This window comes from Aerococcus sp. BD502 (genome assembly GCF_057919555.1).
The window spans coordinates 897034-915700 of the sequence record NZ_CP147972.1; the positions used below are offsets into that span (position 1 = coordinate 897034).

16 protein-coding genes are annotated in these 18667 nt (G+C 45.1%); 2 read left to right on the forward strand and 14 right to left on the reverse strand.

All coding sequences use genetic code 11. The annotated features are described in order from the left end of the window. Positions 1-10 precede the first annotated feature (10 nt). From WF803_RS04185 to mnmE, 10 genes are all read right to left on the reverse strand, one after another. Complete coding sequence (locus tag WF803_RS04185; RefSeq protein ID WP_489611856.1) at positions 11-1210, reverse strand: ATP-grasp domain-containing protein; 1200 nt, start codon at positions 1208-1210, stop codon at positions 11-13. After that, complete coding sequence (locus tag WF803_RS04190; RefSeq protein WP_489611857.1) at positions 1192-4059, reverse strand: AMP-binding protein; 2868 nt, start codon at positions 4057-4059, stop codon at positions 1192-1194. The genes WF803_RS04185 and WF803_RS04190 overlap by 19 nt, the downstream gene beginning before the upstream one ends. A gap of 224 nt (positions 4060-4283) precedes the next feature. After that, on the reverse strand, positions 4284-4907 hold the full coding sequence (locus tag WF803_RS04195; protein WP_489611858.1) for a hypothetical protein: 624 nt from the start codon (positions 4905-4907) through the stop codon (positions 4284-4286). After that, on the reverse strand, positions 4894-5292 hold the full coding sequence (locus WF803_RS04200) for an ATP-binding cassette domain-containing protein (RefSeq protein WP_489611859.1): 399 nt from the start codon (positions 5290-5292) through the stop codon (positions 4894-4896). Before WF803_RS04200 ends, WF803_RS04195 begins: the two co-directional genes overlap by 14 nt. Further along, positions 5219-5524 carry an ATP-binding cassette domain-containing protein gene (locus WF803_RS04205; protein WP_489611860.1) on the reverse strand — a complete coding sequence of 102 codons (306 nt, stop codon included), beginning with the start codon at positions 5522-5524 and terminating at the stop codon, positions 5219-5221. Before WF803_RS04205 ends, WF803_RS04200 begins: the two co-directional genes overlap by 74 nt. Next, entirely contained in the window at positions 5517-6287 is a 771-nt protein-coding gene (locus tag WF803_RS04210) for a hypothetical protein (RefSeq protein WP_489611861.1), read from the reverse strand. Before WF803_RS04210 ends, WF803_RS04205 begins: the two co-directional genes overlap by 8 nt. After that, on the reverse strand, positions 6274-7110 hold the full coding sequence (locus WF803_RS04215) for a hypothetical protein (RefSeq protein WP_489611862.1): 837 nt from the start codon (positions 7108-7110) through the stop codon (positions 6274-6276). The genes WF803_RS04210 and WF803_RS04215 overlap by 14 nt, the downstream gene beginning before the upstream one ends. A gap of 14 nt (positions 7111-7124) precedes the next feature. Next, on the reverse strand, positions 7125-7526 hold the full coding sequence (locus WF803_RS04220) for a hypothetical protein (protein WP_489611863.1): 402 nt from the start codon (positions 7524-7526) through the stop codon (positions 7125-7127). Between the two features lie 422 nt (positions 7527-7948). Then, the gene (gene mnmG, locus WF803_RS04225) at positions 7949-9850 is read right to left on the reverse strand and encodes a tRNA uridine-5-carboxymethylaminomethyl(34) synthesis enzyme MnmG (RefSeq protein WP_489611864.1); all 1902 of its coding nucleotides are present in this window, start codon (positions 9848-9850) and stop codon (positions 7949-7951) included. Between the two features lie 14 nt (positions 9851-9864). Beyond that, positions 9865-11256, reverse strand: a complete 1392-nt coding sequence (gene mnmE / locus WF803_RS04230; protein ID WP_489611865.1) for a tRNA uridine-5-carboxymethylaminomethyl(34) synthesis GTPase MnmE — start codon at positions 11254-11256, stop codon at positions 9865-9867. A gap of 550 nt (positions 11257-11806) precedes the next feature. Between mnmE and WF803_RS04235 the strand changes: the two genes are divergently transcribed. Both WF803_RS04235 and WF803_RS04240 read left to right on the forward strand, forming a co-directional pair. Beyond that, positions 11807-12715 carry an Rpn family recombination-promoting nuclease/putative transposase gene (locus WF803_RS04235; RefSeq protein WP_489611866.1) on the forward strand — a complete coding sequence of 303 codons (909 nt, stop codon included), beginning with the start codon at positions 11807-11809 and terminating at the stop codon, positions 12713-12715. A 16-nt stretch (positions 12716-12731) separates the two neighbouring features. Beyond that, positions 12732-12986: a hypothetical protein gene (locus WF803_RS04240; RefSeq protein WP_489611867.1), complete on the forward strand. Its 255-nt coding sequence runs from the start codon at positions 12732-12734 to the stop codon at positions 12984-12986. A 47-nt stretch (positions 12987-13033) separates the two neighbouring features. Here the strand turns inward: WF803_RS04240 and WF803_RS04245 are convergent, their stop codons facing one another. The 4 genes from WF803_RS04245 to WF803_RS04260 form a co-directional block, all read right to left on the reverse strand. Continuing rightward, positions 13034-13498, reverse strand: coding sequence for a hypothetical protein (locus WF803_RS04245; protein ID WP_489611868.1), 465 nt, complete (start codon positions 13496-13498; stop codon positions 13034-13036). A 1-nt stretch (position 13499) separates the two neighbouring features. Further along, positions 13500-14336, reverse strand: coding sequence for an HAD family hydrolase (locus WF803_RS04250; RefSeq protein WP_489611869.1), 837 nt, complete (start codon positions 14334-14336; stop codon positions 13500-13502). Positions 14337-14987: 651 nt separating this feature from the next. Then, the gene (locus WF803_RS04255) at positions 14988-16181 is read right to left on the reverse strand and encodes an amidohydrolase (RefSeq protein WP_489611870.1); all 1194 of its coding nucleotides are present in this window, start codon (positions 16179-16181) and stop codon (positions 14988-14990) included. Positions 16182-16590: 409 nt separating this feature from the next. Then, positions 16591-18231 carry an ATP-binding cassette domain-containing protein gene (locus WF803_RS04260; protein ID WP_489611871.1) on the reverse strand — a complete coding sequence of 547 codons (1641 nt, stop codon included), beginning with the start codon at positions 18229-18231 and terminating at the stop codon, positions 16591-16593. Positions 18232-18667 lie beyond the last annotated feature (436 nt).

An 18667-nucleotide genomic window follows, 5' to 3' on the forward strand; every position in this document is an offset into this window, starting at 1 on the left:
TCCTTCATTATTAAGTCATGGGTTCATAAGTAATCGTAATGGCCGAAAGTAGCTTTTGTGCGCGTTCCCAGGCTTCTTGGGGCGTTTCGGCCTTAGCCCAGGCTTGACTGATGCGACCAACCGAGCTATTTTCCTCATTGGCTATCTCCTGCTCCTGCCGCCAAATACGGTAGCCCAAGTACCCCGGCTGACGCTTTAAATCACTAGGCACGTCGATAGTTTTAACTCGCCCTGAACCAGACATGCCAAACGCAATGGCCGCATAGTATCGCGGTGTTTTTTCTGTGATTGCCTTAAAGGTCGCCGCTTTTTGCTTCGTCACCATCCCCTCCATAATGTCCCCTAAGAGATCCACACCTAAAACTTCACTGTGCAGCTCATTAATCATATCGCCCCCTACACGTGCTTGCGTTTCCACCAGCTCCAAACCTGTCGGCGTCACCATCACTTCGGTATGCATCGGCCCATCCGTCACCCCCAAATGAGTGAGCACCTGACTCACATAAGCTTTAATTTGAGCAGCCTTTTTTGCAGCCAGGGGAGCAGGCACCACGTGGCCGATTTCTACAAAATGTTCATTTTTATGTTTCTCAGTAATACCATAAATATAACGCTCACCTGCTTCCGAATAGCTTTCCACACTGTATTCCTGGCCAGTGATGAAGCTTTCGATCATATAGGCGTCCTGGGCGAGCAAAGTTTTTAAAAAGTTCAAATCACTTGCCGACGTTAATTCATAAATATTCTGACTTCCAGAGCCATGGACCGGCTTCACAATCGCGCGCTTAACCCCAGTTGTCGCAAAGAAAGTCGAAATATCAGCCAAAGTTTGTACCCGCTGGCTTTCCACCTGGGAATAGCCAGCTGCATAGAGAAATTGGCGTAATTTGGGCTTACTCGTAACCAAGTCTAAGGTCTTCTCTCCATAGAGATAGGGAATATCCAAGCCCTTGGCAATGTCTTGGGCCATACGGTGGTAGTCATCATCAAAAGTCACTACACATTTGGTTGGATACTGCCGACCCATCACCAGTCCCAAAGCCACCCACAAGTCCTCATCGACTTCTTTAAGGGTCAAAATATGGTCATACCGCTGCCGATATTTTTCCTTCAGGGCACTCGTTTTTGTGATCAAGGTCAACTGACAAGCCAAGCGCTCCTTCAATTTTTGATGGGCGCTCGAATAGCCCCCTAAAATAATGATATGCATCGCAGCTGTTCTCCTTCTAAGGGCAGGACTTCTACCTGCCAATTTTCTAAATCCAAATTTCGTTCCTTTGTAAAGATATTCCCTCCTAAATACACATATAAGTGGTTTTGATGGCGGAAAGCGACCAAATATTTCTGACTATAATGATCCTTTTTCAACTGTTTTAACTTTTGCCAGGGATCAACAACTTCTCCAATAAAATTAACGGAGAGATTCATGGCTTCCCAGCTCTCTTTTAGGCATTGATCTTGCTTTCTAAAATGCGGATAATTTTCAAAAATCTTCTCTCTTAAGCTAATCCCTTGGGCATATAATTGAATCATGCGGTTATTTTTTTCTTCGAAGGCAGAAAAATCATCCCTCGTATCTAAAGAGAAGAGAAAAGTCGAATGCATATCCCCAAATGTACAGCATGTTTCCGTTTCAATATCTAGAGGAATATTGGCGATCATCGTCCCGGTAACTTGTGAAATATGATGATACTTCGCTAATAATTTAAAATAACAAAAAGTGGCAACATTGGAATAATATTGCGAACTCTGTTGCTGAAACAGGTCTCCTGATATTCTTAAATACCAGCTTGGTTTAGCAGAGTGATAGGTGAGCTGATAAGGGGTCACTGGCAGCCAGCGCTCCAAGGCATTGAAGGCGTGAGATTTTTGGCGAATCGTTTGAATATAAGATAAATAAGAAGACCTTGGGAGAACAAGCTCCTTATTTTGAAGCTTATCCGCAAGCAAATGCAGCAAACGATTCATCCGAAATTCATCAATAATCATATGTGAAAGATAGAGTCGAGCAATTTGCTGATCGGTAGCAATATTCACAAAGGATAAGCGGTTGAATATTTGCTCATTCATTATGTTAGAAACAGCCTTTGCCGGTAGGAGTTGTTTCGAATAATAGAATTTAGTTTGAAAACACTCTGCTTGCTCAAACAAAATATCCCCTTGTACACAGTTAAGCCTCAAGCTAAATATATCTAGTTGCCTAAGGAATTCATCAAATATACTCGGCAAGCTTTCCATTTGTTTTGCGGTGAGATGGATATCTCGAAACATAATAGTTCGATAATTCTTATCAAGATAATTTTTTTGCAAATAAAGACTAGGAAAGTAGGAGCCAATTTTTTGCTGCGGTAAACTGATCAGCTGTCGAATGTTCTTAAGATGCCATTTTTTATCCTCAGTATGCCAACGTACTGAAGTTTGCTTGGGTTTAGCTTGAAGATAACGAAGTAATTCATCTTTATTTCTTAAGTTTGCATACCGTTCACTAGGAATAGAAAGGCAATACTTTTCTTCCACTGCCAAATAAAAACGTAATAAGTCAAGAGAATCCAGCTCTGAAAGCTGTTGTGCACCAAAAGACTGTAGTAACTGATCGATCGTTCGAGATAATTCTTCTAAGTTCTCACTCGACCTGAGCGTGTCTTCGGTATTCTTCACCATCGCTCGCACATCGAGCTTACGATTACTGGTCAAAATAAATTGCTTAACAAAGCGTACTCTTAAACCATAATTTTTAGGAATATTTTGATCAATATAAGCCAAAATCGCTGATTGCTCCGATCGGGAATATAATTGAATAAACGCATAGAGTCGTCCACGATCAACAATCGTTCGGCAATTTTTAACCTCTGGTTGAGCCAATAGCATTTGATCAATGCCTGAAGGCTCTATTCGGATCCCATTAATTTTAACTTGTTGATCTTTTCTCCGGGAAAAAATCAATTCTCCATGCTGATGAAAAACAAAATCACCCGTCTTATAAAAGCGTTTACCGTCAATCATCGTATAAGCTTCTTGAGTCAGAGTCCTATCAGTGTAACCTTTGGAAAGGCCAACACCGCCAATATAGAGTTCCTTTTCTCGGTCATTACGAGAAACTTCCTTAATTTTAACCCCTTTTAAGGGAGATCCTATGGGAACGAATTCCTTCTCAGTAAAAGTGAGTTGGTATGCTGTCGCAAATAAAGTGGTTTCAGCAGGCCCGTATAGATTAAAAACCTTCGTGTAAGGTTTAATATATTTTTTTAATGTTTCTTTAAGGTGATAGGTAAATAACTCTCCTGCCGCAGATATGGCCTGTAAACTCTTCCAGTGTTTAGGTGAAGAAATATCTAGCAGCAATTGTAAATAAGAAGGAGAAGCAAATAAATGTGTCACCTGTTCATCGGAAAGTTTTTCGAGTAAAGCTTTAGCTTTTATGGAATGGGAATCATAAATTTCATCAAAGCAAAGCAGCTCTGCTTCGGTTAATATTGGTGCAAAAATTTCACTAATGGATACATCAAAGCTTGGTGGTGTCGCAAATATCATTTTGGACCCGGATCCAAGAGCAACGAGATTATAGTAGTCTAGCAAAATACTTATGATATTATCTTCTGTTAATTGTATTTTCTTAGGTCGACCCGTTGTTCCTGAAGTCATGATTAAATAGGCAACTTCTGAGTGACGATGAGTGGCTTGATCAGTCAACTCATTTTCTTCAGTATCGAATGTTTCTAGGAAACACGCTTGGCGATCATATTGTTTTTCGTCGGTCACTATGGAGGAAAATTTCAGATCACAAATTTGTTCTAGGGCTACTTCGAAACTCAATGAAGTATTTAAGGGAACTGGGATTTTACCTCTTTTGTAAATAGCTAATATTGTGGGCAAAACATAAGTATCATTTTTCAAATAAAAAGGCACATATTGGCTGCCATCTTCAATGATGCGCTTAGCGATATAATTCGAAAAATAGTGAATATCTTGAACACTATAGGCCTTTTCAGAAGTAAGTAACACCGTTTTTTTAGGGGTATGATCTAGCTTTTTGTAAAATGATGCTAATATTTTATTCATCACTAGACCTCCAAAATACTCAGTAATTTTTCCCGCAAGTTGTTAGCCAATGATATCGCTTTATTGATTATAGTAGCATAAAAAAACCAAATGTCAATCTGATATGACCAAAATTACCATTCCCTCTCTTTGCCCCACCAAATAAAAATTATTCTATAGCTATTCAATTTAAAAAAATCCCACCACAGACCGTGAGATCTTAGCTGACTGGCAGACGTCAAACATTAAGCAGGCTCGTAATAGACAGTCAATAGTGTACAATCCTGTTCCTGGGGCGTGAAAACGAAGGTTAGTCCAGGCTTCACTTTAAATTCGCCTGCATAAGTGGGACTTAATGAGCTGGTATCCACCGTATGCTGTAGGGTTTTATCGAGTAGATCCGCATCCATTAGAAAATTTTGGGCTATATTTAAACCTAGGGTAAAATAAGTGGCCTGACTGCGCTCCTCAAGTTGGGAAGCTTCTTCAATAAGGAGGCTATAGGCAGTAATCATTTTGCTTTGAGGCTTAGCGGCAATATGCTCTGTCAAGGGCTGATCGCCATGGGTAATATCGACATTAAGAATGCCATCTTCCTCCCATTGTTTCACCGTGATATCTTCCACTTGCTGGAGATTAGCAATATAATCATCAATCTTAAGGGGAAAGGAATTTTCTTCCTTAGCGACCGCTAATTCTTCTTCTATGGCTTGCTCTTCCTGAGTCTTTTGCTTCCCTACTTGCTGTTCTTTTTGCTGGGTTTGCTTTTCGGCTTCCTCGCGGTAACCAGCCATCTTATTTTTAATCTGGCAGCCCGTTGCTAACATTAACATCAGCATAAAAAGCAGGCCTCGCTTAAACCACTTCATGGAGTTCCCCTTTCTTAATTTGAAAAACGTGGTCACACAGTGTCTCAATATCCTGGCGATCGTGTGACGTCATGAGCAGCAAATGCTTCGGCGTCTTTAATTCAGCAATAACCTCATACATTTCTTGGACACCGTCTTCATCCAAACCATTGAAGATCTCATCAAGAATATAATAGGTAGGCTTTTCCATGATCGCCTGGGCAATCCTCAGCCGTTGCTTCATCCCGAGGCTATAATGCTTGTATTTTTTTTGACCGGCATCAGCGAGACCGACTCGTTCTAGCGTCGCTAAAATATCCGCTTCCGATATTTTATTCTGTATGGCAGCCAGAAGAGCTAAATTTTTCAAAACCCGATAAGTTGCCAATAAAATTAGGATTTTCAATCACCACACCTGCATCTTGAATAAATTGGCCAGCCTTGATTTCCTGTTGGCCAACCGTAATTTGACCCGCTTGAAAAGGCAAAAAACCACAGAGCGCTTTGAAGAGCACCGATTTTCCCGAGCCGTTGTGGCCGATAATTCCGTAGCATTGGCCGAGTTCAAATTGGGCATTGAGATTTGAAAATACTTGATCATGTTTAAAATTTAAGGTGAGTTGTTGAATATTAATCATTGTACTCCTCCTGGGTCAGGGGCATATGGTAGAAAACGAAGAGTTCGAATAAAAGCAAAACTAGCCAGAAGGCCAGACCATCAAGGAAAAAATGCTTCGCATCAAAAAGCACCACATTCACACTGACCCAAGCCCGATCAAGAAGATTTAAGCCCAACAGCCCAAGCAGGCTGAGGCTTAAGCCAGCCAGTAAGTGATGGGAAAACATCATCAGTAAAATAAATAGGGCAACCGCCAACAACATGAGGGCTAATTGAGAAAAATAACCCAGGCAGGCGAGGCCAAACGACCCCTTCTGGTAGTCAAAGGTACTAGCCATCTGTCGAGCCGGCCAACTCGCTAACACAAAGCTAAGGCCAGTTGTCAGCGCATAACGCCATGCTGCCCAGCATAGGGGTTTTAATTCTAACCGCATCAACTGCCAACGTGATGACGTTCGCGTTCGCACAAATGTTTGATAAGAGCGTGGTAAACGCAGAAAACTCAAGCAAGAGATTAAACCAAAGAGTTGGAAGAGAAGCGGCAAGAAAATTTGGGTTAAATTTCGTAGTTCTAAATAGGAAAATTGCTCTGTAGAAGTAGGCCGGTAATAGCCAAGGAGTAATTGCCCAAAATCCCAAGCATTGAAGTGCCAACCTTGATTATAAGTGAAATCCCTAAAATAATAAGGCGGATACTGGCTAAAGTAGCCATAGCTTAAAGCCAAGAGAAGCAAAATGACTAAGCCTTGTTGGACAAAATTCTTTACTCTAAGCTGCTGCATTATGACACCCCTTATCATGATAATGCCACCACAACCATAAGCCTAAGGCCAGACAGGCAGGAAAAATCATGAATTTCCAACTGGCTCCGATGGGCACATAAACATTTTGGAAAACATCGTCCAAACTCAGATAGGCAGCCAGAGTATCCGGCAAAATGATAAAGGAAAAAGTGGTTATGACGGTCAGGAAAAGCGGTAGGAGATAAAACGTATAACGAGAGGGATAGGTATACAAAACCAAAACGCCATAATAGATTTCATAGGCTAGCAAAATAGGCCATTCAATGAAAAATATAGTTGCTGCAAAAAATATCAAGGGACGGCCATGGAAATAATCGGTAGGTAGAAGAAAATGAAAGAGGTAGTCGCCAGCCTCAGTCAAAATATCGCCCGGATCTGCACTAATCGAAGTAGCAAGAAAGTAAAATAGGAAGTGACTTAGGGCTAAGGTAAAACTGATCAGGATTGCGGATAAAACAATTGTTTTTAGGACTCGCCACTGATAAGACCCTCCCAGCCGCGACCGGCTGAGAGGATAGTAAGTGAGCAGGTCTTCCCTAAAATTACCATAGCCTACCATGGATAGGAGGGGTAAAAACAAGCCTAAAAAGGCCGTATAATAATGAAAATTAGTCAATTGTGACCAATCCGTTGCCCAGAAAGCCTGCTCAGAGTAAGTCAAAGTTTTAAATTTTATAACGGTTTCAAAACTTTTGGTCAGTATATCACCGATATAAAACAAGCTAAGAACAAAAGGGACCAAGAAAAGCAAGGTGTAAAGCGACCCATTTTTTAAGATGCGCTTTTTAACATAAGCCTGCATAAAATACCTTCCCCTTAATAAGGGTCAGGACTCCAAGAGCCATTGACCCGAAAATTAGGTCTTAAGGGATTACCACTAGCAAGCTTAAGATGGTAATATCCACCAGCAATAGAATTGTCTGAGAAAGACTGTCTAGTAGCTGTATTTAGGGATGTTCCACCGACATATTTACCATTTGTAGCATTGTAGTTGGAAACCCTAACAAGTCTTCCAGGAGTAGAAGGTTGTAAATTAATAATGGTGTTAGAATTGTTGGTTTTATATGCAGCTTGAGTAAACTGACCTGTCCTTGTTACCAAAAAATTAGTAATACTTCTGATTTGACGGGCGCCTTCAACAACTTTAGGACTCATACTAACTAACAACAAAGCGCCTAAAGCAAAGGCAGCTAGTTTTTTAACAGCTCTTCTTCTCATCACTAAACTTCCTTTCCATGTAAACGGTTTTATATTATAATAAATTGTAGTCTTTTATCGCGTTTCTGTCAATTATTTTATACCATTATTAATCTTTTTTATAAAAAATTAATTTTCGTTTATTTTTGCCAAGAGCCTGAGAAAGGCGGAGGCGAAAATTGCGCTCAGGCTGCTCACTCAATTTTTTCTTCCACTTCGTCCAATGAAGAGCATTCTACCTCTAGGCTGAATCGAAACGAGCCTTACCTTTATAGCCAAGCTGATCCTCTTTTTCCTTAACCTTTTATATTTCTCGCCCCTCAACGGTGGCCAACTTCAGTATTCCCATTGGCAGCCTAGGTTAATTAAGCCATAGAAATAACCCCCAAAACGCTAGCGGCTAACACTAACGATTTGGGGGTCACTTCCTTCTCATAGCCTATTTAGGCCTTTTGCTTGGCATAGTGGCTCTCAAGGTAAACGGCGAGGATAGAAATATCCGCTGGATTAACACCCGGCACACGACTGGCTTGGGCCAGGGTCGTGGGGCCAATTTCCTGGAGGCGTTCCAAGGCCTCGGTCGCCAGCCCCCTGACGTCTGTCCAATCCAAGTCAGCAGGAATTTGCTTGGCCTCTAAGCGGCGCAGTTTCTGCACATTTTTCTTCATTTTTTCAATATAACCGGCATATTTAATTTGAATTTCCACCTGCTCTTGAACCGGCCGGGAGAGGCTTTCTGCGGGTGGAAGGAAGGTATAGATGTCCGCTAAGTTGAGTTCTGGTCGTTTCAGGAGATCGCTAGCTAAAATGCCGTCCTTCAACGGTGCACTGCCATGCTCTTGGAGATATACTTTAAGTCCTGGCGTGTGTGGCGTCAAGCGAATACTGTTTAAGCGTTTCAACTCCCTCTCAATTTGCGCTCGTTCTTCTTGAAATTGGGCATAGCGTTCATCAGTCACCAATCCCAATTTCCGGCCCCGCTCGGTTAGGCGCAGATGAGCATTATCATGGCGTAGTAATAGCCGGTATTCCGCCCGTGATGTCAGCAAACGATAGGGTTCCAGCGTGCCTTTGGTGATCAAGTCATCAATCATGACCCCAATATAAGCTTCGTCCCGTCCCAGGATAAAGGGGGGCTCTCCCTGTAATTGAAGAGCCGCATTAATACCTGCGACAAGGCCTTGACCAGCCGCTTCCTCATAGCCACTCGTCCCATTCGTTTGCCCAGCTGTATAGAGGCCAGCCACGCTTTTTGTCTCTAGCGTTTTCTTCAGTTGGCTTGGCACCACCACATCATACTCAATGGCATAGCCGTCCCGGATAATTTCCGCCTGCTCCAAGCCAGAAATCGAGTGCAGCATGGCCAGCTGAACTTCCTCGGGCATGGAAGTGGACAGACCTTGAACATAAATTTCCTGATTATGCCGACCCTCGGGCTCAAGGAAAATCTGGTGCTTGTCCTTGTCTGCAAAACGCACCACCTTATCTTCAATACTCGGGCAATAACGCGCCCCCACCCCTTCCACGAGGCCAGTAAACATCGGTGCCCGCTCTAAATTGGCGCGAATAATATCATGGGTCCGCTGATTGGTGTACGTCAGCCAGCAAGGAACTTGATCTTCAACCGGCAAGTAGTCCTCATCTTGGGATAGAAAACTAAAGTGTGCAGGCTTCTCATCACCCGGTTGGATGGTGGTCGCCTCATAATGAATCGTCCGCTTATCTAGCCGTGGCGGCGTTCCCGTCTTAAAGCGTACGATATCAAAGCCATACTTGTCAGCTAAATTCTTCGTCAAGGCCTCTGCAGGCTTGGAGTTATTGGGGCCTGAAGCATACTTCAACTCGCCAATAATAATTTCCCCGCGGGCAGCGGTACCGACCGTGAGAATCGTGGCTTTGCTCAAGTATTCGGCACCGGTTTGCGTTACCACACCCCGGCAGGCTCCCCCTTCTACGATTAAATCTTCCACAATACCTTGCTTTAAAGTTAAATTATCTTGATTTTCGATGACATCACGCATGCGACGGGCATAGGCCTCCTTGTCCGCCTGCGCCCGCAAAGCCCGCACCGCTGGCCCTTTGCCCGTATTTAAAAGTCGCATTTGAATATAGGTCTCATCGATATTTCGCCCCATCTCACCGCCTAAGGCATCAATCTCCCGGACGACGACCCCTTTGGCTGGACCGCCGATGGAAGGATTGCAGGGCATAAAGGCCAGCATTTCAATACTGATCGTAATCAGCAGGGTGTTCTGTCCCAAACGAGCGCTCGCTAGAGCAGCCTCGCAGCCTGCATGGCCAGCCCCCACCACAATGACATCATATTGTCCCGCTACGTAAGTCACAAGTCACAACCTTTCTATTTTCCGAGGCAGAATTGGGAGAAGAGCTCATTAATCAATTCATCAGGCGCACTATCGCCGGTTATTTTACCGAGCACTTCCCAAGCCCGCGTCAAATCAATCTGCACTAAGTCCACTGGCATACCTAAAGCCAAGCCTTCCTTAACCTCCACTAAGGCCGCCCTAGCTTCTTCTAAGAGCGCTACGTGCCTAGAATTGGTCAAATAGGTCGCTTCCTGCTGCTCTAAGTCGCCTTGGAAGAAACGCTGTGCGAGTGTTTCCTCCAAATTTTCCAAACCCGAACCATCCTTCATGGATAAGGGAAGAATGGTCTCCTTGGGGAGTTCTTTGGCTAAATCTGCGGGCGTAAAAGCCGCTACCAAATCTGTTTTATTCAAGAGAATCAGCCGGTCTTTGTGGGCGGTTAAAGCTAATAATTCCCGATCTAAAGGCGTCAAAGGCTCACTTTGGTTCAAGAGGAGAAAGACCAAATCCGCCTGCTCAATCGCTTGCCGGGAACGTTCCACGCCGATACGCTCCACCGTGTCAGCAGTCTCACGAATACCTGCCGTATCAATCAGTTTCAAAGGAACGCCGCGCACATTCACGTACTCCTCAATCGTATCGCGCGTGGTTCCAGCAATGTCCGTCACGATGGCCTTATCTTCGCGCAGTAACGCATTCAAAAGACTTGACTTTCCGACATTTGGCCGACCCACAATAGCCGTATCCAAGCCTTCACGCAGAATTTTACCAGTTTGTGCCGTGGCCAACAGCTTGGTCAACTCTTCTTCGACAGCGGTCGTGCGTTCCCAGAGTATGCGGCTGGTCATCTCTTCCACCCCATCATACTCCGGATAATCCACATTCACTTCCACCTGAGCTAGGGTGTCCAATAATTTCTGGCGCAAGCCACGCACCAAAGTTGTCAACCGCCCATCCAATTGCTTTAACGCCTGCTGCATGGACTGGTCCGTCTTCGCGCGGATCACATCCATCACTGCCTCCGCCTGGGTCAGATCAATCCGGCCGTTTAAGAAGGCTCTTTTCGTAAATTCACCCGGTTCCGCCAGGCGCGCTCCCGAACGCAAAACTAAATCCAAAACCTGCTTTAAAGCTACCATGCCACCGTGGCAGTTGATTTCTAGCATATCTTCGCGCGTGAAGGTCTTCGGCCCTTTCAATACACTGACCATCACTTCATCTAAAACCTGCTTGGACTGCGGATCCACCACATGGCCATAATGAATTGTATGGCTCGCCTGCTCACTCAATACCTTCTGGCCTTGCCGGTAAAGCTGATCCCCAATCGCCAAAGCCTCGCCCCCTGACAAGCGTACGATCCCAATCGCTCCCTCACCAGGCGCCGTCGAAATAGCCGCTATCGTATCTAAATCACTCGTGAACACGTAACCTCCCCCTTCATTTCAATGTTTTCCCTAAAAATAAATAAAAAAGTGCCCCCACTCCCAGAAAAAAGCAGGCTGACACTTTGACTGTCAAACTATTCATTTAAACCCATTATAGCCATATCATAACAAAACGTCAATAAAAATAAGGAAGGGAGCACCGAGGAGAGGGAGTGGTGAGTTGACGGGCAAAGGAGGGGTTCTTCCTTTAGGAAGGTTCACTCCTTTGACGTAACGCAAGCCCGTGGCAGATGACGAGCACAACTCCAAAATGCACAGAAACGGCAGAGCATGGTCTCAAGTCATTGTTCGAATTAGCGTCTCGTTTGTCGAGCTGAGCTGGATTAAAAAGTAGCAATGCAGCGACAATTAACATCAAAGTTTAGTTATCACATCGAGGAGAGCTTCCGGCTACTAAGCATCTTCTTTTTTTGACATGGCACAGATATCAGAGAGTGCGCGATGCTTATTTCCACTGGTGCTGTCCCTAGCTTGCCAAGTGAATTTCTCCCCCAAATCGGGTATAATAACAGTGAAGGAGGGGAAAGGCATGGAGAAAATCTTGCCGACGAACGATCTTCTATTCAAGAAAACCTTCACGTCGACAGGGCATGAGCATATTTTGTTAGGTTTTGTACAGGATGTCTTGGGAGAAAGTTTTACAAACGTTTCCACTCGAGAAACCTATGACATTCGAAAACTGGATATTAATAAATTAGGGCGGACTGAAGTAGATATTTTAGCACAAAATACCGAAGGCGAATTGGTGACCATTGAGATGCAGGTATCGAACCACGATTACTTCATCGAGCGCACTTTGTATTACCTCTTTCGTGCTTATGGAAAACAATATCGCCGTAGGGAAAAAACATTGCCTTACAGTTACTTGAAAAAAACTTATGGGATTAATGTACTAAATTTTCATTTGTTTGAGGAACATGAACCGGCTGTTCGGCATTTTGTGTTAAAAGACCAAATGTCCAACCGAGCCTTGAGTAGTTACGGTGTGCGTGATATCCAAGCCACCTATTTTAGTTTAAGGAACGCCAATTTTAAGCAAAAAAATATCAAACACTGGCAGGACTTTTTCCGAGGCGAACCGCTAGATAAAGATGCCCCTCAGTATATTCGTGATGCAGAATTAGCAAGTGAATTTGAAAATTTAACGAAGGAGGAGCAGGACATGGCCGAGAAAATTACAGAACGCGAGATCAATTTTTTGGCAGAAAAGCAGACAGTTATTCGTATCGAACGCGAAAAAGCTCAGAAGATGTTGCAGGAACAAAAGGAAAAAACACATAAAGAGCGGGAAAAAGCCAAACAAGAACGGGAAAAAGCCAAACAAGAGCGGGAAAAAGCTGTTCGTAATTTTGCTAAATTAGGTGTAGATCATAAGAAGATCGCAGAAGCCATGGAGCTTGATGAAGACGAAGTGAAGCAGATTCTTTCAAAAAATTAATCGATGGGAGCAGGACATGGCCGAGAAAATTACAGAACGCGAGATCAATTTTTTGGCAGAAAAGCAGACAGTTATTCGTATCGAACGCGAAAAAGCTCAGAAGATGTTGCAGGAACAAAAGGAAAAAACGCATAAAGAGCGGGAAAAAGCCAAACAAGAACGGGAAAAAGCTGTTCGTAATTTTGCTAAATTAGGTGTAGATCATAAGAAGATCGCAGAAGCCATGGAGCTTGATGAAGACGAAGTGAAGCAGATTCTCTTCGAGAACTAATTTTTCCCAAATCAGCTCAATTCAAACACAAGCGATAAAACTCCCGCTTACAATTCGAAGCCTTTCTCATGGAGAAAGGCTTTTATGTCGGGAAGATCCCGACTCAAGTATACTTGGCGCACAGTGGCACGCGACGTCATCAGGGTTAATTCCAAGTAAGGTTCTTCAAAAGTTTGCAGCTGGAGCAAACGAATTTCTTCATAGAGGTGCCCTTGTCCAACTAAGACAGCAAAACGCCGCTCGGTCTGGTCGCTGTAAAATGCAATTATGCCGAGGCCGGATGTATAGGCTGACAGCTTCACGAGAATACTGGCTTGCCAGAGTAATAAACGTTCAAAAAAAGGCAAAGGTAAAATAAAGCCCAGCAGAAGACCCAGTAAAGCTAAACCAGTCGTCCAGCGCTTTTTCCTTGGCCGATATGCGGTCACTTGGATATCTAAAATAACCAGCGCTTGGCGGAAAAAATTAATTCCCAAAAGTAAAAAGATTGCGGTCCCTAAGAAGCGATTCATGCTATCCCTTCCTCTCCGGTAAAAAATCAAGCTGGCCAGTTTTGAGATAGTCTTCCAGTACAGTGATGACGGCTTGTTCTTCATTGCTGCCAATTTCATAAACACAATGCGCTTTTAGATCCGTATCCGCATTGGCCATGGCTACCGAATACTTGGCATAAGCCATCATCGGTAAATCATTTAAGCTGTCACCAAAAGCAATTGTCTCTGCGGGTTTAATATGGTATTTATCCTGGAGAAAACGAAGGGCGCGATCTTTGCCACCAGCTTTAGGGTAGAAGTCAATCCACTCTGGGCCGGAAGTTAAGCCCACCACCTCAGGGAGCTTGGCCGCAACTTCTCGGGCGAAGATTTTATTATGAGCCAAGGTATCAGCGGAATGAATGGCAATTTTAATAGGTGTGAATTCAGCCAGCACTGCTTCATAGCTCGGGGTATACTCCAAATCCGGGTAAAAAATATTGACATAGTCAGAAGCAAGGGCTTCGGGATTGGTACTGAAGACTCGCTCACCCGTGCTTAAAACCAAATGATCCCAAGAACGCTGGCTAGAAGCCTTAGCAATCGTTAAAACATCCGCATCCGTCAGGCCACAAACATCCAATTCCACGCCGGCTTTTTCAGTGAGGTTCCCATTTTCACCCGCCAAATACAAAGTATCACGTACCTCATGGGGTAAATAAGCCTCCAAGCGGCTGATCATATTCCCGCTAGCAATACAAATGACGACGCCCTGATTGCTTAGTTCCTTCACCACCCGAATAAAACGCTCAGTATCAAAGGTCTTATCCGCCCGTAGTAAGGTTTCATCCATATCGATCGCTACTAATCGTATCATTACGAGATCCTCCCCCTTCATCTTCCCTATTCTACCAGAAAATAAAAGGAAAAACAGAGGAAGCTCGCCGGTGGCTCTACCTGCTTTTCCGCTTTCACTTCCTCATAGTCTAGTTCGGGCAAGCGGTGGCTTTGTATCCTTAGTTACGCTTAGCCAGCAAAACACCTAGCACTTCACCAAAAAGCTAGAGACCATGCTTCGCCGTCTCTTCGCATTTTGCTTCCAGTGTACGGTGTTTTTTGTTAGCTGGCTTCACAGCCTGAGTTGAACTCACCACCAGTCTCTGCACTTGCGTTACTTTTGCGAATGAACCTGGCTAAAGCCAGAACCACTCGCAAAAGTCAACTCAGTGGAGACTTTGGTGGCTTCGTATCCTGGAGTTGAACTCACCACCTGCCCCTGCACCTGCGTTACTCTTTAGGGTGAACCTGACTAAGGTCAGAACCACCCTAAAGGAGTCAACTCGGTGGGGGCGGTCGGTGGTTCGTATCCTGGAGTTGCGCTCAGGCCGGTCGCTTCCCCTACGTTACCTGAGGAGTAGACATTTTCTCCCAAAATGTCTCCCCTCAGGTCAACTCAGCGGGTGCAAGCGGTGGCTTTGTATCCTGGTTTTCCAGTGCTTCCGCCTGCTCTTCTAACCTCACTTCCTTACTAATCATTAAGATATCGGTCGACGATTCGGCCTACGGTTTTAGCGGCGATAAGCAAGGCGCGTTCGTCCATGAAGAATTTGGGATGGTGGTGGGGGTAGGCTTTGTCCAAGTGGTCGGGATCGGTGGCTCCAATCCACAAGAAGACGGCGGGGCGTTCCTTAGCATAATAGGCAAAATCTTCGGACGGAGGTTGAGGACCCACTTGCTGGACGGCGGTTAATTCCTTGAAGTCATGCTGTTTCAAGCTCTCTAAGACCAAATTGAGCAATTCTTCATCATTGTGGAGAACCGGATAATTATTATCATACTCCAAATCACACTCCACGTCGAAACTATCCTCTAAGCCCTGCACCCGAGCGCGAATGGCTTCCTCAATTTTCTGACGACTATCTTCATCCATCGTCCGCACGTCACCGCCCAGGGTCACCTCGCCATTAATCGCATTATTTGCTCCTCGGCCGTCAAAATTCCCAATCGTCACCGTCCCCACGTCAAAGGGATTGAGCACGCGGCTGACAATACTTTGCGCCTCGGTCACAAAGTAAGCCCCGGCTACAATCGCATCCTTGGCTTGGTGGGGAGAGGAGGCATGGCCGCCGGAGCCATGAATTTTCAACGTAAAATTACTACGCCCCGTCTGGCAGTTGCCCGGACAGTAATTCACCGTGCCCACCGGCATATTACTCATCACATGCGCGCCAATGACCGCATCCACTCCGGCCAGTGCGCCATCTTCAATCATAGACTTCGCTCCACCCGGTGTCACTTCCTCAGCGTTTTGGTGGAGAATGACTACCTTACCGGACCATTCCTCCCGCAATTCGATCAAAGTCTCGGCCAAAATCATTAGATAAGCCGTATGCCCATCATGGCCACAGGCATGCATGACCCCATCGTGCTTCGATTTGAAGGGAACATCCACCTCTTCTTGAAGAGGTAAGGCATCAAAATCAGCCCGCAAAGCCAAAGTCTTCCCTGGTCGGCCCGAATCAATGGTAACCGTGAGCCCATAGCCATTGCCGACCTGAGTTTTCACTTCACAGTCCAAGTCTTCATAGAAATCCGCAATGTACTGACTCGTTTCCTTCTCCTTAAAGGACAGCTCAGGGTATTCATGAAGGTGGCGGCGAATTTTAATCATCCGCTCCTCCTTCTTTGCTAAGCGTTGGTCAAGTTCTTCTAAAAATGACATTTTTCTCACCTCACTACTAAGCTTAAGCTAGCCTTAGAAAAAAGCGAAGAGAAAACCCTTCGCCCGCTCATGACTTATATTTGCTTTGCCTGCCACCAAAACCTGACCCAGCCCCAGGCAAAATACAACATAAAAACTGAGGGAATCAAACTGAGCGACCCCTTAAGAAAGTAATGAGTATCAACGAAGCCATTCATCACACCGGTTTGGACTAATACGCCGTAGACAGTACTGAGCACTTGGAGTTGAAAAAACAAAAGCAGACCTATCGCACCGCTGACAAGATATTTTTCTCTAACATAGCATTTCTCCTCAAAATTTTTCTTAATTTTACACCCATAAAAATCCCTCGTCTAGCAACGCTTAGTTGCTAAATAAAAAAAGCGCCCCGCCCCTATGAGCGCTTTACCTACAAACTATCGCCTAAACGCACCACGCCATCAATTCCATCCATTAAATGTTCATCGTAGACATGAGTAATATAGATAATCAGGCAAGGTGATTCTAGTAATTGCTCCTCAATTTTCTGCAGAAGAAGATGATCTAGGCCAGCCGAAAATTCATCGAGGAAGAGGATTTGCTTGCCCTGCAAGAGCAGGCGGGCTAGGCCAATGCGCTTAGCTTCACCTCCCGACACGCGCTGGGCTCCTTCTCCCGACCCAATCTGCATGTTCAAAGACTCCTCATTCGCCCACTTTTCTAGTCCCACATAACGCAAGACAGCATGGATATCCTCTAAATTCTCCTGGCTCTCAAATAAAGTCAAATTATCCAGCAGGCTGGCTTTGAAAATATGCACGTCCTGACTCAAATAGCCAATCTGTTCGTACAATTCCTGGGGCGACCAGTCACTGAGCGGATAGCCATTCACAGTGATTGTGCCATTGTATTCGTCACGCTCCCGCAACAGCGTGCGAATTAAAGTACTCTTCCCCGAACCACTATCCCCCATCAGCAGGTATTTCTTACCCGCCGTAAAGGTCGCAGACGTCGGCCAGAGAATCGCCCGTCCGTCAATCGTCACACTCAAATTTTTAATTTCAATCTGCTCAATCGGCTCCTGACGACTTTCTACTTGCTCCTCCGGTTCCTCAATCAAGCGCATCATCTCATCTGCCACTTCTTTACCGGCTATATAATAGGTAATCATTTCTGCCGAACTGCTCAAAGGTTCAGAAATATTTGCGGATAAAGCCGTGAAAGCCACCAAAGCTCCCAGACTAAAATCCTTATTCAACACAAAATAAACCCCCAAAAGCCACGTCCCGTAGTAAAGGAAATTAGCAAAATACTGGCTAATCGCCTGCACCACCATCCGGGCATGAATTTCCGACTTCTCTTCCGTAAATAATTGCTCACTCGCTGTATTGTAATACGTGCGGGCCGCCTTGGCCTTATTCGCTGTCTTCCATGTGACCAAGCCGGTCAAGAGATCCTCCGTTTTATTCACCAGCGTTTGCGTCGCTCGGATCACGTGCTGGCGCCGGCCTTTGATCACTTTATGGAAGAGGTTTGGCACAATCACATTCGGCAAGGCCAAAATAATCACAAAAAAAGCTAGCAGCGGATTCTTCCAAAAGGCCAGCACACAGGCCACCAAAAGCTGGCAAAGCAGGAAAAAACTATAGTACATCGTCCAGAAATAATCGTTCTCCAAGGTCGTCAACTGGCTCGTCAGCATCGCCAAATACTCGCCCCGCTCCTTCTTCATCAAAGAACGCACATCACCCCGTTCAATTTTCTCGAAGAAAGCCTCCCGGTAAATTTTTAGCGAACGCTTCGTCAGCCGGTCCGTCGCCACCTGCTGGGCAAAGTAAATGAACGTCTGCACAATAATGAAGGCAATCACCGCAAACACCAACAGGGGAAACGGCGTCTTTACTTGCTGAGCGGCCACGTCCATAATCCACTCTAAAAATAAAGCCTCCGACACCATAAATATGGACAATGCCAGCGTAATCACTGCAAAACGCGACACCTGCCCCGGAATCGTTTTAAGAATCAACTTCACTTGCCTCACGACCTCTCTAGCATCAGCATGCCTTTTCATTATAAGGCACCCAACAAAGAAAGTACATAAAAAGGACAGGAAGTGAGCGCCGACCAACTGAGGTGCTGAGTTGACGCACACAGGGGGGTTCTGCCTCTTGGGCAGGTTCTCTCCTGTGTCGTAACGCAAGCCCTCAGTAGGCGCGAGCTGGACTACAGAAGGTTCTGGCGTTAACCAGGTTCATTCGCAAAAGTAACGCAAGCGACGGGGCAGGTGGTGAGTTCAACTCCAGGATACGAAGCCACCAAAGTCTCCACTGAGTTGACTTTTGCGAGTGGTTCTGGCTTTAGCCAGGTTCATTCGCAAAAGTAACGCAAGTGCAGAGACTGGTGGTGAGTTCAACTAAAGGGAAGTTCTGGTCGATGACCAGGTTTTTCCTTTAGTGAAGTGGAAGTCCAGCCTGCCTGGTCGACCTGGACTACAGGGTGGCTCTGGC

What these genes read in the sequence shown, in the direction of transcription:
- WF803_RS04185 (WP_489611856.1), bottom strand. Translation starts at nt 1,210, where the DNA reads ATGCATATCATTATTTTAGGGGGCTATTCGAGCGCCCATCAAAAATTG.
- WF803_RS04190 (WP_489611857.1), bottom strand. Translation starts at nt 4,059, where the DNA reads ATGAATAAAATATTAGCATCATTTTACAAAAAGCTAGATCATACCCCT.
- WF803_RS04195 (WP_489611858.1), bottom strand. Translation starts at nt 4,907, where the DNA reads ATGAAGTGGTTTAAGCGAGGCCTGCTTTTTATGCTGATGTTAATGTTA.
- WF803_RS04205 (WP_489611860.1), bottom strand. Translation starts at nt 5,524, where the DNA reads ATGATTAATATTCAACAACTCACCTTAAATTTTAAACATGATCAAGTA.
- WF803_RS04210 (WP_489611861.1), bottom strand. Translation starts at nt 6,287, where the DNA reads ATGCAGCAGCTTAGAGTAAAGAATTTTGTCCAACAAGGCTTAGTCATT.
- WF803_RS04215 (WP_489611862.1), bottom strand. Translation starts at nt 7,110, where the DNA reads ATGCAGGCTTATGTTAAAAAGCGCATCTTAAAAAATGGGTCGCTTTAC.
- WF803_RS04220 (WP_489611863.1), bottom strand. Translation starts at nt 7,526, where the DNA reads ATGAGAAGAAGAGCTGTTAAAAAACTAGCTGCCTTTGCTTTAGGCGCT.
- WF803_RS04235 (WP_489611866.1), top strand. Translation starts at nt 11,807, where the DNA reads ATGGAGAAAATCTTGCCGACGAACGATCTTCTATTCAAGAAAACCTTC.
- WF803_RS04240 (WP_489611867.1), top strand. Translation starts at nt 12,732, where the DNA reads ATGGCCGAGAAAATTACAGAACGCGAGATCAATTTTTTGGCAGAAAAG.
- WF803_RS04245 (WP_489611868.1), bottom strand. Translation starts at nt 13,498, where the DNA reads ATGAATCGCTTCTTAGGGACCGCAATCTTTTTACTTTTGGGAATTAAT.
- WF803_RS04250 (WP_489611869.1), bottom strand. Translation starts at nt 14,336, where the DNA reads ATGATACGATTAGTAGCGATCGATATGGATGAAACCTTACTACGGGCG.
- WF803_RS04255 (WP_489611870.1), bottom strand. Translation starts at nt 16,181, where the DNA reads ATGTCATTTTTAGAAGAACTTGACCAACGCTTAGCAAAGAAGGAGGAG.
- WF803_RS04260 (WP_489611871.1), bottom strand. Translation starts at nt 18,231, where the DNA reads ATGAAAAGGCATGCTGATGCTAGAGAGGTCGTGAGGCAAGTGAAGTTG.